The 23,692-nt window shown below is 42.1% G+C and carries 26 protein-coding genes and 1 pseudogene; 19 read left to right on the plus strand and 8 right to left on the minus strand.

The annotated features are described in order from the left end of the window. Positions 1-426: 426 nt before the first annotated feature. The 8 genes and pseudogenes from ACM0OX_RS30170 (at position 427) to ACM0OX_RS30205 (ending at position 7,051) form a co-directional block, all read left to right on the plus strand. Positions 427-1,374, plus strand: a complete 948-nt coding sequence (locus tag ACM0OX_RS30170; RefSeq protein WP_414518696.1) for a zinc-binding dehydrogenase — start codon at positions 427-429, stop codon at positions 1,372-1,374. A gap of 15 nt (positions 1,375-1,389) precedes the next feature. Beyond that, the gene (locus ACM0OX_RS30175) at positions 1,390-1,737 is read left to right on the plus strand and encodes an Inorganic pyrophosphatase (protein WP_414518697.1); all 348 of its coding nucleotides are present in this window, start codon (positions 1,390-1,392) and stop codon (positions 1,735-1,737) included. Between the two features lie 29 nt (positions 1,738-1,766). Next, on the plus strand, positions 1,767-2,567 hold the full coding sequence (locus ACM0OX_RS30180; protein ID WP_414518698.1) for an SDR family oxidoreductase: 801 nt from the start codon (positions 1,767-1,769) through the stop codon (positions 2,565-2,567). 75 nt (positions 2,568-2,642) lie between these two features. Beyond that, positions 2,643-3,557 (plus strand): TauD/TfdA dioxygenase family protein, encoded by a 915-nt coding sequence (locus ACM0OX_RS30185; RefSeq protein WP_414518699.1) that lies wholly within the window; start codon positions 2,643-2,645, stop codon positions 3,555-3,557. 46 nt (positions 3,558-3,603) lie between these two features. After that, positions 3,604-4,368 (plus strand): annotated as a pseudogene (locus ACM0OX_RS30190) (NtaA/DmoA family FMN-dependent monooxygenase); the annotation flags it as partial. A gap of 182 nt (positions 4,369-4,550) precedes the next feature. Continuing rightward, positions 4,551-5,495, plus strand: coding sequence for a DMT family transporter (locus ACM0OX_RS30195; RefSeq protein WP_414518700.1), 945 nt, complete (start codon positions 4,551-4,553; stop codon positions 5,493-5,495). A 126-nt stretch (positions 5,496-5,621) separates the two neighbouring features. Next, positions 5,622-6,275, plus strand: a complete 654-nt coding sequence (locus ACM0OX_RS30200; protein ID WP_414518701.1) for an HAD family hydrolase — start codon at positions 5,622-5,624, stop codon at positions 6,273-6,275. Then, positions 6,275-7,051, plus strand: coding sequence for a sulfite exporter TauE/SafE family protein (locus ACM0OX_RS30205; RefSeq protein WP_414518702.1), 777 nt, complete (start codon positions 6,275-6,277; stop codon positions 7,049-7,051). Before ACM0OX_RS30200 ends, ACM0OX_RS30205 begins: the two co-directional genes overlap by 1 nt. Before the next feature lie 14 nt (positions 7,052-7,065). Here ACM0OX_RS30205 and ACM0OX_RS30210 read toward each other — a convergent pair whose 3' ends face one another. Beyond that, a complete protein-coding gene (locus tag ACM0OX_RS30210; RefSeq protein WP_414518703.1) occupies positions 7,066-7,257 on the minus strand; it encodes a hypothetical protein in 192 nt (63 codons plus the stop codon). 23 nt (positions 7,258-7,280) lie between these two features. Here ACM0OX_RS30210 and hpxZ point away from each other — a divergent pair, with 23 nt between their 5' ends. From hpxZ to ACM0OX_RS30225, 3 genes are all read left to right on the plus strand, one after another. Continuing rightward, positions 7,281-7,667, plus strand: a complete 387-nt coding sequence (gene hpxZ, locus ACM0OX_RS30215; RefSeq protein WP_414518704.1) for an oxalurate catabolism protein HpxZ — start codon at positions 7,281-7,283, stop codon at positions 7,665-7,667. A gap of 63 nt (positions 7,668-7,730) precedes the next feature. Then, on the plus strand, positions 7,731-8,117 hold the full coding sequence (locus ACM0OX_RS30220; RefSeq protein ID WP_414518721.1) for an NUDIX hydrolase: 387 nt from the start codon (positions 7,731-7,733) through the stop codon (positions 8,115-8,117). Positions 8,118-8,344: 227 nt separating this feature from the next. Beyond that, a complete protein-coding gene (locus ACM0OX_RS30225; RefSeq protein ID WP_414518705.1) occupies positions 8,345-8,800 on the plus strand; it encodes a GNAT family N-acetyltransferase in 456 nt (151 codons plus the stop codon). Between the two features lie 263 nt (positions 8,801-9,063). Here ACM0OX_RS30225 and ACM0OX_RS30230 read toward each other — a convergent pair whose 3' ends face one another. The 4 genes from ACM0OX_RS30230 to ACM0OX_RS30245 form a co-directional block, all read right to left on the minus strand. Further along, positions 9,064-9,738 carry a hypothetical protein gene (locus ACM0OX_RS30230; protein WP_414518706.1) on the minus strand — a complete coding sequence of 225 codons (675 nt, stop codon included), beginning with the start codon at positions 9,736-9,738 and terminating at the stop codon, positions 9,064-9,066. A gap of 602 nt (positions 9,739-10,340) precedes the next feature. Continuing rightward, positions 10,341-10,802 carry a hypothetical protein gene (locus ACM0OX_RS30235; RefSeq protein WP_414518707.1) on the minus strand — a complete coding sequence of 154 codons (462 nt, stop codon included), beginning with the start codon at positions 10,800-10,802 and terminating at the stop codon, positions 10,341-10,343. 26 nt (positions 10,803-10,828) lie between these two features. Beyond that, entirely contained in the window at positions 10,829-12,667 is a 1,839-nt protein-coding gene (locus ACM0OX_RS30240) for an SUMF1/EgtB/PvdO family nonheme iron enzyme (protein ID WP_414518708.1), read from the minus strand. Positions 12,668-13,096: 429 nt separating this feature from the next. Further along, entirely contained in the window at positions 13,097-13,906 is an 810-nt protein-coding gene (locus tag ACM0OX_RS30245; protein ID WP_414518709.1) for an ABC transporter permease, read from the minus strand. A gap of 875 nt (positions 13,907-14,781) precedes the next feature. On the opposite strand from ACM0OX_RS30245, the gene ACM0OX_RS30250 reads away from it, so the two are divergent. Further along, positions 14,782-15,858 carry a glycosyltransferase family 4 protein gene (locus ACM0OX_RS30250; RefSeq protein WP_414518710.1) on the plus strand — a complete coding sequence of 359 codons (1,077 nt, stop codon included), beginning with the start codon at positions 14,782-14,784 and terminating at the stop codon, positions 15,856-15,858. Between the two features lie 90 nt (positions 15,859-15,948). On the opposite strand, the gene ACM0OX_RS30255 is transcribed toward ACM0OX_RS30250, so the two are convergent. Beyond that, positions 15,949-17,580, minus strand: coding sequence for a DUF655 domain-containing protein (locus ACM0OX_RS30255; protein ID WP_414518711.1), 1,632 nt, complete (start codon positions 17,578-17,580; stop codon positions 15,949-15,951). Between the two features lie 217 nt (positions 17,581-17,797). Between ACM0OX_RS30255 and ACM0OX_RS30260 the strand changes: the two genes are divergently transcribed. From ACM0OX_RS30260 to ACM0OX_RS30275, 4 genes are read left to right on the plus strand one after another with little or no spacing between them, the layout of a single operon-like run. After that, the gene (locus tag ACM0OX_RS30260) at positions 17,798-18,967 is read left to right on the plus strand and encodes a cysteine desulfurase family protein (RefSeq protein ID WP_414518712.1); all 1,170 of its coding nucleotides are present in this window, start codon (positions 17,798-17,800) and stop codon (positions 18,965-18,967) included. Positions 18,968-19,013: 46 nt separating this feature from the next. Then, positions 19,014-19,241: a hypothetical protein gene (locus ACM0OX_RS30265; protein ID WP_414518713.1), complete on the plus strand. Its 228-nt coding sequence runs from the start codon at positions 19,014-19,016 to the stop codon at positions 19,239-19,241. Continuing rightward, positions 19,241-19,498, plus strand: a complete 258-nt coding sequence (locus ACM0OX_RS30270) for a PIN domain-containing protein (protein ID WP_414518714.1) — start codon at positions 19,241-19,243, stop codon at positions 19,496-19,498. The genes ACM0OX_RS30265 and ACM0OX_RS30270 overlap by 1 nt, the downstream gene beginning before the upstream one ends. Further along, positions 19,495-19,806 carry a PIN domain-containing protein gene (locus tag ACM0OX_RS30275; protein ID WP_414518715.1) on the plus strand — a complete coding sequence of 104 codons (312 nt, stop codon included), beginning with the start codon at positions 19,495-19,497 and terminating at the stop codon, positions 19,804-19,806. The genes ACM0OX_RS30270 and ACM0OX_RS30275 overlap by 4 nt, the downstream gene beginning before the upstream one ends. 64 nt (positions 19,807-19,870) lie before the next feature. Here ACM0OX_RS30275 and ACM0OX_RS30280 read toward each other — a convergent pair whose 3' ends face one another. Beyond that, positions 19,871-20,002, minus strand: a complete 132-nt coding sequence (locus ACM0OX_RS30280) for a hypothetical protein (protein WP_414518716.1) — start codon at positions 20,000-20,002, stop codon at positions 19,871-19,873. A gap of 90 nt (positions 20,003-20,092) precedes the next feature. On the opposite strand from ACM0OX_RS30280, the gene ACM0OX_RS30285 reads away from it, so the two are divergent. The 3 genes from ACM0OX_RS30285 (at position 20,093) to ACM0OX_RS30295 (ending at position 22,494) form a co-directional block, all read left to right on the plus strand. After that, positions 20,093-20,317 (plus strand): antitoxin, encoded by a 225-nt coding sequence (locus ACM0OX_RS30285; protein WP_414518717.1) that lies wholly within the window; start codon positions 20,093-20,095, stop codon positions 20,315-20,317. A gap of 478 nt (positions 20,318-20,795) precedes the next feature. Beyond that, positions 20,796-21,737, plus strand: coding sequence for a ribokinase (gene rbsK, locus ACM0OX_RS30290; protein WP_414518718.1), 942 nt, complete (start codon positions 20,796-20,798; stop codon positions 21,735-21,737). A 115-nt stretch (positions 21,738-21,852) separates the two neighbouring features. Further along, positions 21,853-22,494 (plus strand): transaldolase family protein, encoded by a 642-nt coding sequence (locus ACM0OX_RS30295; protein WP_414518719.1) that lies wholly within the window; start codon positions 21,853-21,855, stop codon positions 22,492-22,494. Between the two features lie 32 nt (positions 22,495-22,526). Here the strand turns inward: ACM0OX_RS30295 and ACM0OX_RS30300 are convergent, their stop codons facing one another. Beyond that, positions 22,527-23,420, minus strand: coding sequence for a LysR family transcriptional regulator (locus ACM0OX_RS30300; protein ID WP_414518720.1), 894 nt, complete (start codon positions 23,418-23,420; stop codon positions 22,527-22,529). Between the last annotated feature and the right edge of the window lie 272 nt (positions 23,421-23,692).

Genomic DNA, 23,692 nt, shown 5'->3' on the forward strand with positions numbered 1-23,692 from the left:
GGGGATCAAAAGCCTGTGGCGCAACTCTAGAAGACTTGTGTATACACCGTAGCCTGAAGAGCGGGGAGAAGTTGGGGGTGGGGTGTTAGGGACTTTTGCAAGAGGTCTACTGTTTGGAGTCAAATTGAGAAATTATAAAAAGAACGCCGAACGATACGGACGCCATTTGGTTTGACTACAGTGCAAGTGTCAACGGCGAATTTATTCACAAGGTGCTTGATTCTTCTGGCTGTCTGTGATAGTTTTCTTTTTACAAACCATAAAATACTGTAATCTTATCAAGATACCGTTGTTTTTAAATCTCGTTAACCTAGTTGCATAGATTTGGAGTTAAGAAAAAATAGCTAATCTATCGAGATTGTTTATTGCAGGTATAACATTGCGAACCAACGAACTAGAAATTAATCTCTAAGCGAGGGCAACCTTATGAGCAAAATACGTGCTGTGATTGTCGATCCCAATGTGCCGGGGCGTTTGGCACTGAGTGAAGTGACTGCACCCAAGCCTGCCCCAGATGAAGCTCTAGTGCGGGTAGCGGCAATTTCCCTCAATCGGGGAGAGGTAAAACGTTCAACGACTGCTGAGGCTGGTTGGCAGCCTGGTTGGGACTTAGCAGGTGTAGTGGAAATCCCTGCCGCCGATGGTTCGGGGCCTCCCCAAGGGGCGCGTGTAGTTGGCTTGCGCCGTGCCGGTGCTTGGGCAGAACTCGTGTCTGTTCCTACTAACGCCTTAGCAGTAGTGCCGCCATCGGTATCTTTTGCTCAAGCCGCCACACTACCTGTAGCAGGTTTAACTGCATACCATGCAGTGTTAAAAGGTGGTTCACTTTTGGGTCGGTCAGTTCTGGTTACAGGCGCATCAGGAGGCGTTGGTTACTTCGCTATCCAATTGGCGCAACTGTCAGGAGCGCAAGTTGTGGCACATATTCGTCAAGCTGGGTATGAAACTCTAGTTAGAGAAGCAGGAGCGCAATCGGTGGTGATTGGTGAAGACCTGTCACCCGGTAGCGAGTACGGCCCTTATGACCTAATTGTAGAGTCAGTGGGTGGTAAGACTTTGGGGATAGCCCTTAGCTTACTGGCACAGGATGGGAAAACTGTGCTGTATGGAGTCTCTGGGGGAGCTGAAGTGACATTCAACGCGGCTCAATTTTTTGGGACTGGTAGCGTCAGCCTGTATGGTTTACGTCTGTTCGATGAATTGAGATTTGAATCAGCAGCAGTCGGTCTAAAACGGCTTTTGAGTCTAGTAGAAGCAGGCCAGTTGCATCCTCACATTGATTTAGAAGCTTCTTGGACAGAAATAGCTGACGTGGCCCAACAACTACTCGATAGGCGTTTTCCTGGCAAAGCTGTGTTGCACATTTCAAATTGAGCGATCGCAGATGGTATGAGGGATAGTACTGACTTCTGGTTCAAACTAGATCGGCTTGTAGCCCTTAGTAATCTCAAGATAGATCGCCCAAAAGGGACATCACATCCACGTTATCCATCCTTTGTGTATCCGTTGGACTATGGATACTTGGAAAATACTCGCTCTGGAGATGGAGCCAATATTGATGTCTGGATAGGTAGTTTATCTAGTCAAAAAGTCACCGCCGTCATTTGTAGTGTTGACTTGGAAAAACGAGATACAGAAATCAAAATACTTCTGGGCTGCACTTGTGAAGAAAATCAAGCCATCTTGGATATTCACAATACAGGCTCTCAATCAGCAATATTATTGGTTCGCAATTAAATTACTTACATTTTTGAGGGTAAGTTTGTATGAGTTTAGAACTAAAACTATCAGGTAAAACAGCGATCGTTACAGGAGGAAGTGCGGGAATTGGTTTAGCTACCGCCAAAGCACTTTATAGTGAGGGTGTGAATGTTGCAATCGCAGCCCGCAATCAAGAAAGACTAGAAAATGCAGTAGCTGCCATCCAATCTCTACCAACTTCTGGCGCTAAAGTTATTGCCATCAGCGCTGATTTAACTAAAGCAGAGGATGTAGAGAAAGTTGTCTCCACAACATTAGCCCAATTTAATCAGATTGATATTTTGATTAACAATGCCGGATCAGCCCGTGCTGGGTCTTTCCTAGAATCCACTGATGATTTATTTTTGGATGCTTGGAACTTAAAATTATTGGGCTATATCCGCCTAGTTAGAGCCGTCGTTCCCCATCAAAAAAGTCGCGGTGATGGGCGGATTGTCAATATAGTTGGTGGTGCAGGACGGACACCTCGTCCTAACTTCCTAGCTGGTGGTACAAGCAATGCTGCTTTGCTGAACTTCACAAAGGGCATTTCTAAAGAGCTAGCCGAGTACAAGATTCGCATTAACGCTATCTCCCCTGGTGCTACAGCTACTGAGCGTGCTGAGACTTTAGCTCGGCAAAATGCCCAAGCGCAAGGCATCACCGTTGAGCAAGTGAAGGCACAAAATATCCAAAGTATTCCTTTAAAAAGAATCGCCCAGCCAGAAGAAATTGCCGCGTTGGCGCTATTTTTGGTGTCCGATCTTGCTGCATCGATTACAGGAACAGAGATTATCGTTGATGGCGGATCTACCCCTGGTATTTAGCAGACGCGATGAATCAGACGCGATGAATCGCGTCTCTACAATTTGTCAAAAAATAAACTTCTTGGAGATAAAAACATGGGTTCTCAATACTTTGATATCAAACCAGTTGCAGGGCGTATCGGTGCTGAAATTATTGGTGTTAATCTGAGTTCTAAACTCAGCGATAACATCATCAGTGATATTCGCAAGACTTTAGTTAAATACAAAGTCATCTTTTTCCGCGGTCAGCAACAGCTTGATGCTGATGGACAGGTTGCTTTCGCTCGTCGTTTTGGTGAAGTCACTACAGCCCACCCTACCGTACCATCGCTGCCAGAAAATCCAGAAGTCTTAGATTTGAACTATGGCCGTACCACTTCCCGCGCCAATACCTGGCATACAGATGTAACATTTGTAGACCGTCCTCCTCTCGGTTCTATCTTACGAGCGCTTGATATTCCGCCAACTGGTGGCGATACAATCTGGGCAAACTCCGTGACTGCTTACCAAGATTTACCTACTCATCTGCGTAATCTGGCAGACGAACTTTGGGCAGTACATAGCAATGCCTTCGATTATGCAACTGGATTCGACCTACCTGAAAATGCCAAGGCTTACCGGGCTGTCTTCACCTCGACTGTATACGAGACTCTGCACCCAGTTGTACGCGTCCATCCCGAATCTGGGGAGCGGGGGCTATTCATCGGCGGATTTGTGCGTCAGTTCCGTGGCTTATCAACAACTGAATCAGATGACATTCTGCGGCTGTTGCAAGCATATATCACACGTCCTGAGAACACAGTCCGGTGGCGTTGGCAAGTTGGTGACGTAGCCTTTTGGGATAATCGGGCTACTCAACATTATGCGATCGCAGATTACGGCGACCAGTCCCGCCACGTTCAACGCGTGACAATTGTCGGCGATCTCCCAGTGGGCATCGATGGTAAACAAAGTGAGGCGATCAAAGGAGATGCTTCTGAGTACAACCGTCGTCAGGCGGTGACTGCGTAATAAGGACTCGCGTAAAAATCAAATACCAGCTAGACAATCTCTGTGAATGCGCGGCCCGCTCAATGTGGCGCGTCCACCACAGGGATATCCAGTAATCGTACAAGCTGGATCTTCCGAGGCTGGACAGGATTTAGCTGCCCAAACAGCAGAGGTGATTTTCACTGCACAACAAACATTGGCAGAAGCTCAAGCCTTCTACACCAGCGTCAAGGGGAGATTGGCTAAATACGGACGTTCCCCTGACCATCTCAAAATCATGCCAGGAGTATTCCCGGTAATTGGTAAGACTGAGCAAGAAGCGAAGGATAAATATGAGCAACTTCAGGAGTTGATCCATCCCTTGGTTGGATTAGGGCTGCTTTCTGGGCTAGTGGGTGGCCATGATTTGTCTAAATATCCCCTAGATGGGCCCCTGCCGGATTTGCCTGATACCAATGGTGGCAAAAGTCGCTTGCAGCTGATTACCGACCTTGCTCGCAGAGAAAATTTAACAATCCGGCAACTGTATTTGTGGATTGCAGGAGCGCGTGGACATCGAACAATTCTCGGAACACCAGAACACATTGCCGATCAGTTAGAAGATTGGTTTGTTAATGGTGGGGCAGATGGATTTAACATCATGCCACCGTGGCTACCTGGGGGTTTAGAGGAATTTGTAGACTTGGTAATTCCCGAACTGCAACGCCGAGGAATATTTCGTACTGAGTATGAAGGCAGTACTTTACGCGAAAATCTTGGTTTGCCCCGTCCGGTGAACCAGTTCACTACAAAGACTGCTCCTGAACCTGTGGGTGTCGGTTCCTTGGCATAGCAATAATTGATGGATTCCCTGTAGAGACGGCGATTTATCGCGTCTTTTGAAGCGACGGCTTTGATTTCCTCAAACTTCATCTGGTTTGTTATTCCAGTGGTTTTAACAATACAATCAAGTCGTCTTTAAGGAAACTTTTTATCGTGTTGGGCATCCTGACGGTTCTTTTATCCTCCTTTGTTTTGACGTTTCACAACGTTACTGTCCGAGTTTTGTTTTCAGAACATCTCGTACTAGGTTTATTTTTACTCGGTGGATACGTTAAACCGGATTTGCAGAATTCCTTCTTGCTGATGTTCATGCGAATGCTGCTGGTGGTTCCACTCATGGCATCTCTATCATTCAAGCTATATCCATCTGCTTGGACAGAACTCCAAGACTTGTTCACCCGCGATGCCTCCGGCGCACTACGTGAACGCAGGGATGTTCTAATCCAAGCTCTTGGCTGTGGAGTGCTGATGTTTGTGTATATTGCCTCACTCTACATTGCTATTGGCTTGATTCCCACAGGCATTGCCTTGACCCTCTTCTTCACCTATCCCGTATTTACAGCACTGTTGTCATGGAGGTTTTTTGGACAACGCCCCACATTGTTCCGTTGGCTGGTAATGGCTATTATTCTAGTGGGAAGCGCTCTCACCATTCCCCAATCTTCTGCTACCTACAGCAGTCATACCATTGCGATCGGCATTTTCGCTAGTTTTGGCGCTGGGATTGTTTACGCCTTTTATGGCATCATTGCTCAAAAATGTTTAGAAAAATTCCATCCAATTCCCTTTACTTGGATCAGTTTTGCCTCCACTTTACTGCTCTCTGGTATTAGCTTACTGTTCTGGCCAGGTAAGAGCGGCCAACTTGATTGGACACCCCTATGGATTGGTAGCATATTTTCCGGTCTTGTCAGCTTTCTCGGACATACTCTAAACAATGTGGGGATTCAGATGGTTGGCGCTTCTACCGCTTCCATAATTGGCTCTAGCAGTCCAGCATTGACAGCGTTAATGGCATGGATAACGATTAACGAAACTTTAAATGTGATTCAGAGTGTGGGGATTGGTATTGTCACATTGGGCATCGCGTTACTTAGTGCAGAAGGCTTTATGAAATCGCTCAAAATTAGGCGTTGAATTGGGTATGGGGAATTTTAGAATACTTTTTCTCAGTTGAGTCGAATACAGACCTATCAACATAGATAAAAATTGACTTTTTAAATTATGAATTACGAATTACGAATTACGAATTAATATTAAGATATGCCTTTCTCCGCTATCCTTTTCGATCTCGACGGGACTTTAACAGATCCGAAACCTGGCATCACTGGTTGTATTCAGTATGCGCTCTCTGAACTCGATTACAAACCACCGAATGCTGATGAATTAAATTGGTGTATTGGGCCACCACTACAAGATAGCTTTTCGCAATTACTCAATACTTTGGATGGTACAGTAATTGAACAGGCGATTTCACTGTATCGTCATCGCTTTGGCACAATTGGATTATTTGAAAATTCCCTTTATCCCCAGATTCCAGAAGTTCTAAAAGCTATTCGTTTTGCTGGTTATAAAACTTTTGTTGCGACTTCTAAACCATATATTTATGCGGCACAGATTATTGAATTTTTTGGCTTATCATTGCTTTTTGATGGTGTTTATGGTAGCGAACTTGACGGAACGCGGAGCATAAAAGGTGACTTAATTCACCATATTTTATTAACAGAAAAACTTTTACCCTCTACTGTGGTGATGGTAGGCGATCGCTCACATGACATCATCGGAGCCAAACGCCATCAAATCGCCTCAATTGGCGTTACCTATGGCTATGGAACTGAAGAGGAATTAAAAGCTCATGGTGCTGATTTGATTGCCCATTCTCCAAGTGATATTCCCAAATTAATAATTCGTAAATAATGCCACCATCTTTAACACTTTTCCATAGCTTACTTCTATTTAGTACTGCTTTTATTGCAGGTGGCTTAAATGCTGTAGCCGGTGGTGGAAGTTTTATCACATTTCCAACTCTTATCTTTACGGGTGTACCCCCGATCGCAGCTAACGCCACCAATAATACTGCAATTTGGGTGGCAGCTCTCGCCAGTGCTGGAGCATATCGTCAAGATTTGGGCATCGAGCGGCGAGATTTTTTCCTTCTATGTGGCGTCAGTTTAGTTGGTGGCATGATTGGCTCCATCGCTTTGTTGTATACATCGCCAGATGTCTTTAAAAAGCTGATTCCCTATCTATTACTGCTAGCAACAGTTGTGTTTACCTTTGGCGAACCGTTCAAAAAGTGGTTGCAACGTCGAAACCAGAACACATCACCGGAATCTGTACCGTTGTTTAATTTAGTACTGGCTCAACTAGCGATCGCCATCTATGGCGGTTTCTTCGGCGCAGGTTTAGGGATTTTAATGCTGGCGACTCTGACATTTTTAGGTATCAAAAGTATTCACAAAATGAATGCTTTCAAGACATTTTTAGGGAGTTGTATTAATGGTATTGCGATCGTTCCATTTCTTTTTGCAGGTGTGATTGCTTGGCATCAAGCTATTTTGATGGCAGTCGGTGGCTCTCTTGGTGGTTACTTAAGCGCCCATTATGCTCGTAAACTTGAACCGCACTTAATTCGGAAATTTGTGATGATTGTTGCCTTCAGCATGACTGCCTACTTTTTTATTCACGGTTAAGAACTGGGAACTACTCAAGAGTGAGGGGTCAAATCCATCAAGAATTGACCAACAGTCTCATGGAATTCGCGACTATACAGACAAAACCCACCTACGTGGGTTTCAAATTCTTTAAGTCCGCGTAGGCGGACTTCGTTTGTGTAGGCGCGATTTCTAATCGCTTGGTATATTTGCAACGGTGAGATACTTCCTGCATAATCAGCCATAACATCAAAAATTGCTAACAACAATGACTACTATAAATGACCCTACTGTTGTCGCTGAAGTAACTGATTTGTACCTCAAGTATGAAGAAGCTCTTTGTAATAACAATTTGGATGTGATGGATAGCTTGTTTTGGGATGCGCCCGAAGTAGTGCGCTTTGGAATCACAGAAAACCTCTATGGTGGCGATGAAATTCGTAACTTTCGCCAGAATCGGCCCAGCCCAAAAATAGAGCGAGAAATCTCGAATCTCAAGGTTGTAACCTTTGGGAAGGATGCAGCAACCGTGACTTTAGAATTTCGCCGGATTATCAATGGTGTAGAGCGTTTCGGACGACAAAGCCAGACTTGGTACAGGTTTACCGAAGGATGGAAGGTGGTTTCAGCCCATGTTTCATTATTGCCAGTGTGATGGTGCGAGAAGTTTTGCTCAAGGAGTAGACATGACAACCGATCCCATCACTTCTAGTCCATTATTTTAGTAAAGCAATATCGCCACGGTCTGAAACAAACAATTATAGAATTGCCTAGTGGTGCTGTAGAAACTGAAGATGTTTTACCAATCGAAGCTGCAAAACGCGAATTATTGGAAGAGACTGGTTACACTAGCAATCATTTTATTGAAACTGGTATACTATCACCAAACCCAGCTACTCATACCAATTTAACCCATTGTTTTTTAGCAATAGATGTGGAATGTGTAGCTGATTTAAAGTTAGACCTTACTGAAGAAATTGATGTAATTTTATTGCCTTTAAAAAAGCTCATTGAAGGTATTGATAAAGGTATTCTGCTGCAAACATTACATGTTAGCTCATTATTTTTTGCTCTAAAAAAGCTTGAAGAAGTGCAATTTTATTAGTCATCTTACTAGAGTTATTTTTGCCAACAATTTCATTAAAGGATAACAAATAAATGACTGCAACCATTTCAACTATAAGCACTTCAGTGCTTACTACGTAATAGACAAAGATAAACTGGACAATCAAACGAGGATTCACTAATGATATTGGAAACTCAACGCCTATTACTGCGGGAAATGACGCTTTCTGACCTGGACGCGCTACTGCTTGTCCTCGGCGATGCAGAATGCGCTACTACCCAAAGCCCTTTGACCGCGAGATGGTGGAAAAATGGATTGACCGACATCGCCGCAACTACGCACAGCACGGACTCGGCTTGTGGGCGATGGTTCTCAAGACGACAGGTGAGGTAATCGGCGATTGCGGACTGATTTGGCAGGAGGTCGAGGGATACCAAGAACTCGAAATTGGCTATCATGTCCGCCGCGACCAACAAATGCAGGGTTACGCAACTGAAGCTGCATCTGCTTGTCAAGACTACGCTTTTAACGTGCTGGGTAGCACTCGTGTTATCTCCCTGATTCGCCCAGAAAACATTCCCTCTCGCCGTGTAGCTGAAAAGAACGGACTCAAGGTTGTTCAGGAGACACTATGGCGCGAAATACCGCACTATATATATGCTGTGCAGCGCTCAGAAAATAAACTTCTTACAACAAGTAATCTCAGAAGCAGAGAAGTTTAATAATCTCTGTACCAACGTTGAGGCTGTTCGCGGGAATATAGTTAGCCATTGCATCAACATGAGAGCAGAAAGTATTTGGTCATAGGGCGTTTTTACTGAGCGTTAGCGGGACGTTTAGCCTATGCTGAGTAAAGAAGTGAGATTCCCCACTCAGCACTTTTGATAATTGGGTTGTCTCGTTCCAGCGGAGGCTAGGAACGAGATTTGAAAAGGATTAAACGTTGGTTGTAGAGCTAACTTTTGGTTGGCTATGCTTCAAAATATCAGGTGCATTTAATTTTTTGAGTATAAAACCTAGCTGCTAAAAGAGCCACACCTGCTACCAAAGTTGCTAGTACACTATCAGGTTCAGGTACGGCAGCAACTTGAGCATCAATTCGTGCAGTTCCAGCAAATAAACCGGTCAATTTAGAGTCGCCTAATGCATTAGCAAACTCTGGAGAAATCAGCAATTGAACATCGGGGATGGTTAAATTGTGGCCATCAAATGCCACAAGTCCCGGAGCGCTCAAATCAAACAAAATTGTATTTAAAGAAAATGTATCTCTTAAAACAAGTCCGCTGGCACCTGTGACAGTACGTCCTGGCGCAAAACCGATTGAAAAGTCACCAACAGTAATTTGATTGTTGAATGTAACAGTACCAGTATGCTCGATTGTACCTGAGAGCGGAGTAAAACCGCCCTCGTCACTGAACGTGAAGTTAGTAAGCGAGTCGATGTTGAAGCCAACTAAATAATTGCTAGGAATTGGTGCAACTGTCTGATTAGTACCTGTCAAGTTTAGCCCAATACCACTAAGAATCTCTTCGTGATCGCGATCGATGCTGGTAACTCCAGATATCACTTTAAAAGTTGCAGCTTCTACCTGTATGGGTGCTATTGAGATGAAAGCTGCTGTAGTACAACCAAGAATTCCTGCACACTGAAAAAAATGCATATATACTTCTGATGATCTTCGTAATTTTATTTTAAATAATAAAACCTCTTTTATTAATCTATAAAGTCAAAGTTTACTCTAAAAAAATATTTGCAAAAGTTAAGTTTATGTGAACGTACAGTTAATAACAAAATTTAAGCCAGACAGTTGCAAAAACAAAGTTAAGTACATAGGTATAAATAAAAATTACTATTCAGAATGAAGCGTAAAGTATAAGGTGTAAAGCACTAAGGATAGAATAGTAAAAAAATATAGTTACGTTTAATTATGTCCAATGCCAATGATTTAGGAGCCAATTTCAAAATCTCTCTCCCCAGCTAGGGCTACGGTGTACACACATCTTTGTATAAAACCCAAAATCGTTGAAGATCCCCCTAAATCCCCCTCAAAAAGGGGGACTTTGACTCTGGTTCCCCCTTTTTTAAGGGGGGTTAGGGGGGATATAAACGCTGTGAGGCAACTGTGTGTACACCGTAGCCAGCTAGGGAGAGGGATTTAGCGTGAAAGCTTATTGATTCATGCAATAAGTCTAATTAGGTATTTGCAGATTCTAGCTGAGAACTAGAGAAAGCTGATTTATTCTCACCGATTTACTTATTAGTTCACAGACTTGTTCTAATCCACCAGCTTATTTTCTCCAAATTAGGGTCTATTTCCTGCCAAAAGCTGGCTGAAGAGTCTACCTCTCTTGTTACTGCGAGTATTTTATTTATACTGTCGAAGTTTGTTTGAACCAATTGCTTATCTAGTTTAGGAATATCTAATTTCAGATATTTCAAACGGTTGGGTAACTCTACTTTCTCTTGTGTCGGCAAGTGGGGAATCTGAGTAACTTGTTCTAAAATTTTATCTATTGATGTAATAACTTCTTGCAGACTCGGCTTTTTAGTTTGTAATTGTAAATTTTTTTCTTCAAAAGTTTCTTCTTGATTACCTAACTTTACTAAGACTATTTTGACAAAGAAAATATTGTAATCTACCTCACTAACTTCACCCACTTGCTGATAATATTTTCCACTTTTATTTATAACTACTATGTCACCTTTCTCAATTTTGTTGTTCATAATTTATATAGCCTGGTATTAAATTACTAAATAATCTCCTCTATAGAAAATACTACTCTAAAGCCACAAACCCTCAGTCCACCGTCTGACTCATTCCAGCTACGGCTAGCACTGCGACACAGTTCTGCACTAAAACTCCAAGAACCACCGCGTAGCACCCGACGATTTATATCGCCGCCAACTTCCCAAGCTGTTCCATCTAAGGGTGCGTCGTTGTAATTGTTATGCCACGAATCAGCACACCATTCCCAAACTAACCCGTGCATATCATACAATCCAAAGGCGTTGGCGACTTCAAAACTACCGACGTTTGTTGTTTCTTTACGGAATTTGCTTTTTGGTTCCATAGTGCAGCTGACTAACTCAGAGGTAATAGTTTCGCCAAAGTGGAATGAGGTTGTAGTTCCAGCCCGACAAGCATATTCCCATTCCGCTTCACTCGGTAAACGATAGTCGCGTCCAGTTTTTTCTGATAGCCTGAGACAGAATTCTACAGCCTCATACCAAGATACATTTTCTACTGGTCTATCTAGACCTTTGAATTTCGATGGATGGGGATTTAAAGCTTGTTTAACTTTGGGTAAAGCTGCTACTACTCTCCACTGTGCTTGAGTTACGGGAAATTTCCCCATAAAAAATGGTTCAACGGTAACTTGATGTCGAGGACGTTCGTCAGCATCTCCTTCAAATTCTGGTGAACCCATCATGTAAGTACCACCAGGAATTGATACCATTTCTAATGTGACAGACTTACCTAATTCTTCAGCAAAGAAATTTGCATTACAGTTCATGCGGTTTACTTCTCTACCCCCTGTGTCTACTGTCACTACGTCAAATTCAAAGGTTTCTAGTGGGGGTAATGGGACGATTACTTTTTGTGGTAGCGGCGGTAATATAGGTTGAGGCATCGAAACAATTTTTAAGGCAACAGGTTCAATGTTCGATGTGGCAAACTTCAAATCGTTAATGACTTCTACTGCTGTTTGATACCTTTCACTCGGTAGATGTTTGAGTAATTTATCTAAAATTTTTCCTAATTCGTCGCTGATAGTAATACCTTTTTTTTGTAAATGTTCGCGCCACAACCATTTAGCGCTCATGGCATCATAAATAGGATCATTAATCTGTCCAGAAGCATCCTGCAAAGGCAAACATTGAGTTAAAAGACGCACACAAGTTACGCCCAAAGCATATAAATCACTGCCGTGACAAGCAAATCCAGCCATTTGTTCTGTTGGGGCATAGCCAAGGGTATAAATTACTGTAGCTTGTCTTCCGATACTGGTTTGTGTTACTTGTTTAGCACCGCCAAAGTCAATTAATACAGGTTTTTCATCACTTGCACGGCGGATGATATTTTCTGGTTTAATATCTCGATGAATGACGTTATGAGTATGAATGAATTGCAGAACTGGCAATAAATCAGCTAAAAGTTCCCAAATTTGTTGTTCGCCATAAATTTGCTGCTGAACTTCTTGTAAGAGAGTTTTTCCTTGAATAAATTCTTGTACGAGATACAAGCTAGTACCTTGTTCAAAATAAGCTAGTAATCTGGGAATTTGGGTATGATTTTCTCCCAGTTCATACAACCGAAAAGCCTCTTCTTTGAAAAATTCGGCGGCTTTAGTGCGTTGTCCTGTTCCCTGAAACTGGGGGAAAAATTGCTTGATGACGCAAGGGGCGTTTAGTCTGTCTACATCCTCTGTAGCATAGGTTCTACTAAATCCACCTTCACCTAAGAGTCTTAATACGCGATAACGGTTTCTGAGAAGTTTGCCAAAGTTGCTTTGTCCGCAACTCACGCAAAATCTATTGCTATCAGAGTTGAATGGATTTGAGCAATTGGGATTTTGGCAGATTTGCATAATGAGGGGGAAATAGCATCTTCTCCAAAGTTAGCCCCAATATTATCTAATTGAAAACAGTTATGTAGAGAAGCGAACACGGAAGTTTATTCATGTGCTTAAAACTATCTTTCACACGAGGGCATAAGAATGAATAAATTATATTTATTTATACCAATTCAATTAATGATTGCAACACATACTTGGGTTAAGAAGCGATGAATCGCGTCTCTACAAATGGTGTATTTGTCGCATTCTTTTTTAGAATTGGTATTACTTATCTATACTATGACGTTGTGTTAGCAGAAAGTATGGCATATTGCCATAAGGTTTGGGCGTTAGGCTTGCCGTAATGCACCATAAATTTTAATATAACTGTTGTTTACTATCTAAAAAAGTTCACGAAGAACGAAATCACTTACCTATAACTTTGATTGCCAATTGTGACTCTTATTTAAAAGTTTTATTCTCTCCAGAAGCGCGAATTAATTCCGCTACAAAGGCAACGATCGCAGATACTAAAATTAACATTACACTGAGAGCATTAATATCAGGTTTAACTCCGCTTCTAATGCGGCTAAAAATCTCCATTGGCAGGGTGTTAGAACCGCTACCAGCAGTAAAACTGGCAATGAGAAAGTCATCTAAGCTGAGGACAAAAGCCAAGAGACAACCAGCGACAATCCCAGGCATTAATTGAGGTAACAATACTTTGATGAAAGCTTGGGTTGGTGTCGCACCTAAATCTAGTGCTGCTTCTTCTAGGTGGGGATCTAAATTAGTCAGTCGGGAAGCAACCACAAGTCCCACGTATGCCAGACAAAACACCACATGGGCTGCAACTATCGTCCACAAACTCAAAGGTATCGCAAAGGCTGCTAGACATACTAGGGTAGCCACTGCGATCGCAATATCGGGAATAATCAATGGTAGGTAAGCAATACCCCGATACAATTTCTTACCAGGAAATTCGTAACGCGCCAACCCAACCGCCATCAAGGTTCCCAGCACTGCGGAAATTGCCACAGCACAACCTGCAACTATCATACTGTTTTGCAAAGCCGATAAAATGCGATCGTCACTGAACAACTTGCGATACCAATCGAGGGTGAATCCTTGCCAAGTTGCGCTGTAGGGCGACTGATTGAAGCTATAAAAGCCAAGTACTAGTATGGGCAGGTACATGAATACAAATATCAACAGTGAGAAAACCGCCTGCCATGAGACACGCGGTTTTTTGAGAGATGGGGAGATATTCACGTTTATATATGTTATTGATAGCAATACAAAATAGCATATTTTATGCAATCAGTCAATCACGATTTAAAATTTATTTATCGAACCGCAGAGGCACAGAGAACGCAGAGATTTTATGAGTCATTTTAATGTGACTTTCGCTTCTTTACGAGACGCGGCGCGATCGCTCTAATTCAAAATTCAAAAAGGGATACAAGCCGCTAAATTTATGTAAGCGTTCAGGGAGTCGAAAAAAGACGAAAAATAACCCCCAAAATCAACCAATAAAATTAGGCAGATTTCAATAGATCGCAATCATCAGAAGGGTTAGGGGTTAGGTTTTTTGTAGGCTTTTCCATACAAATTTAAAAGTCAGGTTAATTTTACTTTCAGGAACTTGGATAGCATTTATCAGAAAAATTGCTACTTATGATTTCAGAGTATCTACTTTACGAAAATTTACCTTTTATTCGGCTATAGATGATCCTTTAGAGTACGGAAAGCCGCCTAAAGAGTGTCTAGAGACTTTATTCTTTAATTAACATTTTAAAATTGGATGATTGGCGGTCAAAAATAGAGCTTTTTCAGTCAAAACTACCTTTTAATGATAGATTTAGGCGATTGTAGAAAGTTCCTGTTTAAAAAAAACTTCTATTAAAAACTGCTATAAATCACATAAAAATTAATAAATCAGAATACAGCTACCTCTTTAGGAGTGGGTAATTTCCGTACTAGGATAGACAAAAAATATAGAAGGTACAGCGTAAGATTTAAGGGAAATTGTTAATAAGTTTAGTATCTGAAGTTACTTTCTGATGCCAAAGTGGATAAATTACAAGCACTAAAACAACAGAAATAAAAAACTTCTAATTCAAGTTTTATTTTTTAGGAGGTTTGTGATGAAAATTGCTCAATTAGCTCCACTGTGGGAAAGAGTTCCACCACCAGCTTATGGTGGCGTAGAGTTAGTAGTGGGGTTACTGACTGATGAATTAGTCCGACGCGGACACGAAGTAACCTTATTTGCATCGGGAGATTCTATTAGTCTGGCAAAACTAACGTCAGTTCATCCCCGTGCCCTCAGACTCGATCCTACTATCAAAGATTACGGCATTTACGAGATGCTAAATCTAGCTTCGGTGTATGAACGCGCAGAAGAGTTTGATATTATTCACTCCCATATCGGGTATGGGGCACTGCCTTATGCAAATCTAGTAAAAACTCCTACAGTTCACACGTTGCACGGTACTTTTACCCCTGACAACGAAAAGATGTTTAGTTTTGGTAAAAAACAACCCTACGTCAATATTTCTAATGCACAACGAGAACCAAGGTTAGGTTTAAACTCTATAGCAACGGTTTACAACGGAATTGATGTTAGCAGCTATGAATTTCACTCCCAACCAGAAGATCCTCCTTACTTAGCGTTTTTAGGTCGGATGTCTCCAGAGAAGGGAGCGCACTTAGCTATAGAAATTGCCAAAGAAACTGGTTGGCATTTAAAAATGGCAGGTAAGATAGATGTCGTTGATGTGGAATACTTTGAGAAGGAAATTAAACCACACATTGACGGAGAGCAAATTGAGTATCTGGGTGAAGCTAACCATGCTCAAAAAAATGCCCTGATGGGTGGTGCAGTAGCAACTCTATTCCCCATCACTTGGCGGGAACCATTTGGATTGGTAATGGTAGAGTCAATGGCTTCTGGTACGCCAGTGATTGCAATGAAATTGGGGTCTACTGAAGAGGTAATTTCCCACGGCAAGACGGGTTTCCTCTGCAATAATATTCAAGAGTGCATCAGTGCTATCGATCGCGTCATCGAGTTAGACCGTTATGCCTGTCGTCAGTATGTCGAAAATCTTTTCAGTGTTAAGCACATGACTGATGGCTATGAGGCGGTTTATCAACAAATAATAGCAGAACGATTTTCTCAGAATGGGCATTTCCGCAGTTTGGTTGATTTAGCTAGCTAGCGATCGCATTTAAATATCGAATTTATGTAATTTTACATCTTTTTAACTAAGTAGAATACAGACTCTCGTAGGGTAGCACAACTGTGCTACCTACCAAGTCACGCGATCGCTCCATTTTTCTAAAGTTCTAGCGCTCACTCCTGGAACTCTTTCTAAGTCTTGTAAAGATGTAAATTTTTGCTGTTGACGGCTAATAATTATTCGCTGTGCTAACTTCTTACCCACGCCAGGAAGAGTTGCTAATTCTTCTAAACTTGCAGTGTTGATATTGACTTTTTGAATTGCTTGTACTTCACTTGATGAAGAAGTTTTTATTTGCGGACACCGTGTTTGTTCTAATTTGATTTTTTCTTGAATTGCTGGTGGTAAACCGGGTTTAACTTTGGTATAAAGACGAGCAAATTCTCGCACATAATGGGCAGCAACTATCGGATTTTCAATCACTACAAGCGTCTCATCGTTACCATTATTGGCAGCATCTGACCAATTATGAGAGCCTGTAATTACTGTTTGACTATCAATAACACCAAATTTGTGATGCAATAAATCGCCTTTGGGTAACACAGGTACACCTACGGTAGTAATTGGATTTGACCAAGGATGATTGTCAATTTCATATTTACATTTGTTACTAAGAGCAACCCCCATCATATCTAAGGCTTCGCTGTAAGGACGGTAGGCAAATTGTGGTTCAATTAAAGCGCGAATTTGCACGCTTTGTTGATGGCGTTTTTCTAAAATATTGGCAAGAGGCTGTTCGGAAAAGACAAATAACGCCATGTCAATAGATTTGGTTGCTGAATCTAAAGTTTTACCAATTAAACCATTACTACTGTTATTCCAAGGTTGAGTTGGAGAAGTAGGCGAAAATTGCACAGTAATTTTGGTATTACCCAAAGTTATTTGTTTAGGTAAACGTATCGGCTTTTTTAAACCAAATCGACTATCTGGTTGACCTCCCGGCCCATCACCCCACATAATGTTAAATTCTTCTGTAAATAAAGATGCTAATTCTGGGCTGTCAATCTGCAATAAGTTATTGGCATTGCCTAAACTACTAGGATTTGTAAAATCTCCAGAGGTGTCACTTAATGTAAAATTGGCCGAAGTGATAATTACAAGGCGATTATCCACAATCACAAATTTGTGATGCATCAAACTGCTACCCGTCGAACCATCTGCTCGATCGTCTAGCCAGGGAATTTTGGCATTCTGCAAAATCATCAAAGCATCTCTTTGATTGATTTCGGTTGGACTGAGTTGATTATCTTGGTTAAGATCGATAAATTTGCGAAATTCGTTGTAACGTTCCTGTTCTCTTTTATCTAACTTACCTACTTCCGCAGATGTTAAGCTACTCCAAGGTCGGCTATAGATATTTTCTAAAATTATCCTGACTTTTACCCCAGCTTTTTGTCTATCAACTAATGCTTGGGCAACTTTGGGTAAACGTAATTCTTGCACCGCTACATCTACTGTAGATTTAGCATTCGTAATAGCATCCACAATCTGTTTTTCTAAATCATCCCCCAGGCGAGTTTGCTGACGGTAAGCTTCTTGGTATTCTGAAGACTCAGAATGGTTAAAGTAAGCTTGAATTAACGGGTCTTGTGGTAAAGGTGCTGGACGCTGATTGTAGGACTGGACTCGTTGACAACCAGCGAGGGAGAATATCAGTAAAAAGATATATAAAAAATATCTTTGTCTAGAGATAAGTTGCACTGTAATCTGTTAAAAGTGGATTGGGAGTGGATATATTTATCATTCCCAAAATTTTGGGTTCTGAATTAAGTAGAGAAATAAGTTTCCAAGTAAAGGGAAAAATCCACTATTAGATGTAAAATTACAGATATTTTTTTCAGGATTTGTTCACAAAAACTGTATATCCTGACAAATCCGCAGTCTATCACCAACGTGTGTTCTCACTATTATCGGTTTTATGCAAATTTATCTAGATTACAGCGCCACTACTCCGACTCGAAAAGAAGCGATCGCAGTTATGCAAACAATCCTCACTCAACAGTGGGGCAATCCTTCCAGTTTACATGAGTGGGGACAACGGGCGGCAACGGTTGTAGAACAAGCCAGAGTCCAAGTTGCTGGTTTAATTAATGCAGCTACCCCTGAATCGATCGTTTTTACCTCTGGTGGCACTGAGGCAGATAATCTAGCAATTATGGGTGTAGCTCGGTTGTATGCTGTTCCTCAACATATAATTATTTCCAGCGTCGAGCATTCCGCAATTTCTGAGACAGTACGGTTGCTAGAAATGTGGGGTTGGGAAGTTACGCGCTTGTCTGTAGATGTTAAAGGCAGAGTTAATCCCTTGGATTTAAAAGCGGCGTTGCGACATAATACAGTTTTGGTTTCTATAATTTACGGTCAAAGTGAAGTTGGGACTGTGCAGCCGATCGCAGAACTGGGTAAAATTGTGCGAGCGCATGGTGCTTTGTTCCACACAGATGCAGTGCAAGCTGCGGGACGCTTACCCATAGATGTGCAACAACTACCTGTAGACTTACTTAGTCTTTCCAGTCATAAAATATATGGGCCGCAAGGTGCAGGGGCGCTGTATGTGCGTCCTGGGGTAGATTTGAGGTCTTTACTGAGTGGTGGTGGGCAAGAAATGGGACTGCGTTCTGGTACGCAAGCAGTGCCGATAATAGCGGGGTTTGGTGTAGCAGCAGAATTAGCAGTCGAAGAATTAGCTACAGAAACACCACGATTAATTGAGTTACGCGATCGCGCCTTTGCCCTATTAGCTGAAATTCCTGGTTTAATTCCTACAGGGGATACCTGCGATCGTTTACCTCACCATATCAGTATGTGCTTAGAATACGCCGATGGGAAAAAACTCAGCGGTAAAGCCTTGGTACGGCAGCTAAACCTTGCTGGCATCGGCATCAGTGCTGGTGCTGCCTGTCACAGCGGAAAACTTAGTCCTAGCCCGATATTGTTAGCGATGGGTTATTCAGAAAAAGCTGCCTTGGGTGGAATTCGCATCACATTGGGGCGTGATACGACTGAAGCTGATATAGATTGGACGGTGATGGTATTGAAGCAAGTTTTGCAAAGGCTGACACCAGATTTATCTTTAGTTAAGCGTTGATAGCTCATACTAAAATTTAGATACAGCATTTGTCGGAGTGTTTTCTATGTCCCTGCAAGAGCTTAAAGAGCAAGCCCGTCAACTGCCAGCGAGCGATCGCCTTGAACTCGTCCGTGCGATTATTGAATCCTTGCAAGATGTTCCAACCCAACCACCTGAGCGATCGCGCATCATCAAGCAAATGAAAGGTTTATTGAAGACCGACCAGCTAGCGCCGACTGATGAACAAGTGGAGTTCATGCTAGAAGAGCGTCGGGTGGAGAAATATCTTTAATGAGAGTTTTGATTGATACCAATATCGTTCTAGATTATTTGCTAGACCGAGAGCCATTTTTGCAAGATTCCCAAGCCCTATTTAATTTGATCGATTCTGGACAAGTAGTTGGATACGTGACTGCAACCACACTCACTGATATTTTCGGCGTTGCATATTTGCGGGATGATTTTGCTAGTTTTGTGGGATGGGCATCTTGCCCGTCCCTTGTATTTCAGGGCTCTCGTGTCGCCCACCCTACAAGAATCATCCCTTGATTCAGCAACGCCATATTTTCTATATCGCCCGCAGACAAACTCAAAGTATTGAACTTGCTAGACAGGCAGTTTCAAGCATACTGGCAGTTTTGGTTATTTGCTCTGTAAATCGGGCTATTTTAGAAGCAGCTTTTGCGTCTGGTTTAGCTGATTTTGAGGATGCGGTACAAATTTATTGTGCAGTTGCTCAGAGTTTAGACGCGATCGTTACTCGCTATTCGCAAGGGTTTTCCAATTCAGCTATACCCGTTTTTTCAGTGCGTCAGGTATTAGAGCAGCTTGGGTCAGTTGAGGAGACGCAGGATTAGTCGTTTCAGCATAACGAAGAAGTGCGATCGCAATTCTCATGCAAGTTTCTGGTAAGGGCGATATTTATGCAGTTTGCGATCGCTTTCGGCAAGAAATAACTGGCCATAGGCGATCGCCTATGGCCATATTGATCCTTTCGTCACCATCATATTCCTCGGCAGGACTGCTAGGATTTCCATAGGTTCGGTTTAACAATGAGCTACTCAAGCAAGTTTCAGAGTTGCATTTATCAAATTTCGTGCTAACCAGACCAGAAATATTAGCTAATCTCAGGACAATAACACCATGAACACTGCCAAACTCACCACTGATGACACTCACCAAATCGTTATTTTACCCGAAGATTTTCAACTGACTGGGACTGAAGTTTATATCAAAAAAATTGGTAACGCCATTGTCCTGATTGCCAAAGACAACGCTTGGGAATCCCTCATTGATAGTCTAGAAAATTTTTCTGATGACTTCATGACTACCAGAGATCAGCCAGTTATTGACACTAGATTCTCCTAGCTTCAGTAGTTAGGCACGGCTGCCGAAATGGTTAAATAAATCTTTTCCCAAAAGTTAATATTTTGAGTCATAAAGGAGCTTAAGCATGACTTATTTTAATTACTTTTGAGGCTTGTTTTGAATGAATAAATTCATCATTGGCATTGGGATGTTTGTTGGCTCTACGATTGGTAGCTATATTCCTGTTTTGTGGGGTGGAAGTTTGCTATCGTTCACCTCGATCCTGTTCAGCGTCATTGGTGGCCTTGTAGGAATTTGGCTTGGGTATCGCGTATCAAAATATCTAGGTTTTATCTGATCGGCGCTCTATATTACTGTCGCTGAAAGCCTTAAACGAGTCTTTTACCAACAGGTAAAATTTTGAGTGTGTCTTCTATGCGATCGCAGTTTTTGTGCAAGTTCCTGAGTAAGTGCGATATTTATGCAGTTTGCGATCGCATCCTGTAATATCAATCAAAATAACTTTAAGATCGGCATCATGAGTATTATCGTCTTCGGCAGTATAAATATAGACTTGGTAGCAACAACACCCCGGTTGCCAGTTGCAGGAGAAACGTTGCTAGGAGAAGATTTTTTTAAAGTTTCGGGAGGGAAAGGAGCCAATCAAGCCGTAGCATTAGCAAAATTGGGCATTCCTACCCAGATAGTAGGGCGTGTAGGTGCAGACGATTTTGGTAAGGAACTTGTTAACAATTTGCAAACATCTGGTGTGCAGACTGATAACATTTTTGTTGATAAAACTGTTAGTTCTGGAGTCGCTATTATCACCGTGAGTCAGACTGGTGAAAATCAAATCGTTGTCATTCCTGGTGCAAATGGGCGCGTCAATCAAGAAGATGTAGAGCGATTATCCCACTTATTACCAGAAGCTACAGCACTACTTTTACAACTAGAAATTCCTATTACTGCCGTGGTTGCTGCTGCTAAAGCCGCAAAAGGTGCAAACATAAAAGTGATTTTTGACCCCGCACCCGCACAATCTAATTTACCAGATGAATTGTATCCATTGGTAGACATTATTACACCGAATGAAGTTGAAGCAGCGCAGTTGGTTGGTTTTCCTGTGAATGGAGAGGAACAAGCAGCCAAAGCAGCTGCGGTTTTATTACAACGGGGTGTGAAATGTGCGATCGTCAAACTGGGTGCTAAGGGTGTTTTTTGTGCTACTGCTGAAGAAAAGTTTTTTGTACCAGCGTTTTCAGTTAATGCAGTTGACACAGTAGCCGCAGGCGATGCTTTTAATGGTGGTTTAGCTGCGGCACTTTTTGAAAGACTTTCCTTACATCAAGCAGTTATTTGGGGTGCAGCAGCAGGTGCTTTGACAGCGACAAAACCAGGCGCACAAACTTCGCTACCGGATAGGTTTACATTTGATGCATTTCTCAAGGAAAGGGGAATGGAGAGTGGCTTTCAAGGGTAGGTATTTAAAAAAGCATAGATAAACAAGTAAAATACTTATCTGATAGGGGCAGAACTTCTGAAGATATAGGGTGTATAGCAGGAGAAATGCAGATAGTAAAAGTGAGGAATTAAGTATGGCATTATATCTAGACTCAGCGATCGCATCGGAAGCTGAAGTTGTTAAGCTTTGGGGATGGGTAAAAGGTATCACAACAAATCCCACGTTGTTATCTCAAAGCGATACTCCACCAGAAACCACGCTCAAAAAACTGGTTGCCTTGACAAATGGGCCGTTATACTATCAACTTATGGCATCCGATAAAGCTGGGATGCTAGCTGAAGGTAGAAAAGCTTTCGAGATTATTGGTTCACAAACAATTTTGAAGATTCCCGCAACACCGTTAGGGTTTGAAGTGGTGGCGAGTCTATCACCAGAGATTACCTGTTCAGTGACAGCGATTTATAGTGCAGCACAGGCAGCAGTAGCACGAGAAGCAGGAGCTAAAATTGCCATAGCTTATGTAAATCGAGCTACCCGATTGTTAGGTGATGGTATTGCTTTGGTGCGGGATATGGCTAGCGTACTCAAAGGTAGTGATACGGAAATCTTGGCAGCTAGTATCAAATCTCCTCAAGAAGCAGCCGCATCGTTGCAAGCTGGGGCGCATCATTTGACTTTACCACTGGCAATGTTGCAGGCGATCGCAACTCATGAATTCTCACAAAAAACTGTTGAAGAATTCGCTAAAGGAGGCATTGGTTTAAGTAATTCGTAATTCGTAATTCGTAATTCGTAATTCCGATGTGTTCAATAAGTGAATTTAGCTAAACTATAAAAATCAAATTTACTCAACATCTCCAAAAATGTGAATACCGCAGGCACTTGCAGGGTATTAGATAAAGTTGCAGTTGCAATTACTCTTTCGAGGGGTGCAGGTAAACTGTATACTTGTACCTTTGGGGGAATGGGTACAGCTGCTAAACGAGGCATAATAGCTGCTCTCAGTCCTTGATTCACCATACTAACGACTGTGGAATCTTCTTGAATGTCGCTAGCAGTATGGATTGGAATTGCCAAAGTCTTCAGGTGGTTGTGAAGAATGCGTCCACAAGGCGTACAAGGAAGCAAAACCGGCGGATAGGCTGCGATGTCTTCCCAAGTAATTTGCGGACTGCTAATTTTGGTATCTGGTGGTAGTAAAGCTACATACTCATCTCGAAAAATTTCCCAGGTTTCAAATTCTTCACCAGTTGGCAGACAGGTAATACCAATATCGGCACGTCCATCATGCAAACACTGCTCTACATCTGTGAAAGCACCACACTCTATGATTGTGACAGCAATTTCTGGGAATTGATTGTGAAATTGTGCGATCGCTTTTGGTAATAGATGAGTAGCAACGCTCCGAAAAGCCGCAATTCGCACATGACCACCGTGTAAACCTTTATGCAGGTTTGCTTCGTGTTGCATCATCTTTAGATGCTGCATTGCTTGACGTGCATGATACAAAATGCGCTCTCCAGCAGGTGTCAGCACAGCACCGTGACGACCTCTAGCAAATAATGGTACACCTAATTCTTCTTCTAGGGTAGCGATCGCATGACTAATTGCAGGCTGGGAAAGCTGCAATTCTAAGGCTGCTTCACTAAAGTTACCACAATCTGCTACTGCAACTATGGCTCGGAGTTGGGAGAATTTCATAGGCAATTGATGAGAACAAGGGTATACACATCCTGACTTTATTGTGGCAAAAAGGTTGTATTAGTGATTTTTAATATCTATAAATCCTATTTATAGAACCTATGCAAGCCATGATTTGATTCCTAACTCAGATGTTGTTACTGTCTTATTTACTGAGCAACTTTCAGGAATAATTTTATGAACAATAACATTAGGTGTTTACAAACAGAAGATATAGAAATCAGGACTTACGCAACTGGCACAAATAGCGGGCGGGGCTACACCCCGCCACG

It is taken from the genome of Nostoc sp. PCC 9305 (genome assembly GCF_963920915.1).
Classification (GTDB): Bacteria; Cyanobacteriota; Cyanobacteriia; order Cyanobacteriales; family Nostocaceae; genus Nostoc.

Bases quoted from the DNA above. Each gene is read 5' to 3' on its own strand.
- ACM0OX_RS30285 (WP_414518717.1), top strand. From the start codon at position 20,093: ATGAACACTGCCAAACTCACCACTGATGACACTCACCAAATCGTTATT.
- ACM0OX_RS30185 (WP_414518699.1), top strand. From the start codon at position 2,643: ATGGGTTCTCAATACTTTGATATCAAACCAGTTGCAGGGCGTATCGGT.
- ACM0OX_RS30175 (WP_414518697.1), top strand. From the start codon at position 1,390: ATGAGGGATAGTACTGACTTCTGGTTCAAACTAGATCGGCTTGTAGCC.
- ACM0OX_RS30260 (WP_414518712.1), top strand. From the start codon at position 17,798: ATGCAAATTTATCTAGATTACAGCGCCACTACTCCGACTCGAAAAGAA.
- hpxZ (WP_414518704.1), top strand. From the start codon at position 7,281: ATGACTACTATAAATGACCCTACTGTTGTCGCTGAAGTAACTGATTTG.
- ACM0OX_RS30300 (WP_414518720.1), bottom strand. From the start codon at position 23,420: ATGAAATTCTCCCAACTCCGAGCCATAGTTGCAGTAGCAGATTGTGGT.
- ACM0OX_RS30210 (WP_414518703.1), bottom strand. From the start codon at position 7,257: ATGGCTGATTATGCAGGAAGTATCTCACCGTTGCAAATATACCAAGCG.
- ACM0OX_RS30180 (WP_414518698.1), top strand. From the start codon at position 1,767: ATGAGTTTAGAACTAAAACTATCAGGTAAAACAGCGATCGTTACAGGA.
- ACM0OX_RS30250 (WP_414518710.1), top strand. From the start codon at position 14,782: ATGAAAATTGCTCAATTAGCTCCACTGTGGGAAAGAGTTCCACCACCA.
- ACM0OX_RS30240 (WP_414518708.1), bottom strand. From the start codon at position 12,667: ATGCAAATCTGCCAAAATCCCAATTGCTCAAATCCATTCAACTCTGAT.
- ACM0OX_RS30170 (WP_414518696.1), top strand. From the start codon at position 427: ATGAGCAAAATACGTGCTGTGATTGTCGATCCCAATGTGCCGGGGCGT.
- ACM0OX_RS30205 (WP_414518702.1), top strand. From the start codon at position 6,275: ATGCCACCATCTTTAACACTTTTCCATAGCTTACTTCTATTTAGTACT.
- ACM0OX_RS30270 (WP_414518714.1), top strand. From the start codon at position 19,241: ATGAGAGTTTTGATTGATACCAATATCGTTCTAGATTATTTGCTAGAC.
- ACM0OX_RS30225 (WP_414518705.1), top strand. From the start codon at position 8,345: ATGCGCTACTACCCAAAGCCCTTTGACCGCGAGATGGTGGAAAAATGG.
- ACM0OX_RS30230 (WP_414518706.1), bottom strand. From the start codon at position 9,738: ATGCATTTTTTTCAGTGTGCAGGAATTCTTGGTTGTACTACAGCAGCT.
- ACM0OX_RS30200 (WP_414518701.1), top strand. From the start codon at position 5,622: ATGCCTTTCTCCGCTATCCTTTTCGATCTCGACGGGACTTTAACAGAT.
- ACM0OX_RS30295 (WP_414518719.1), top strand. From the start codon at position 21,853: ATGGCATTATATCTAGACTCAGCGATCGCATCGGAAGCTGAAGTTGTT.
- ACM0OX_RS30265 (WP_414518713.1), top strand. From the start codon at position 19,014: ATGTCCCTGCAAGAGCTTAAAGAGCAAGCCCGTCAACTGCCAGCGAGC.
- rbsK (WP_414518718.1), top strand. From the start codon at position 20,796: ATGAGTATTATCGTCTTCGGCAGTATAAATATAGACTTGGTAGCAACA.
- ACM0OX_RS30235 (WP_414518707.1), bottom strand. From the start codon at position 10,802: ATGAACAACAAAATTGAGAAAGGTGACATAGTAGTTATAAATAAAAGT.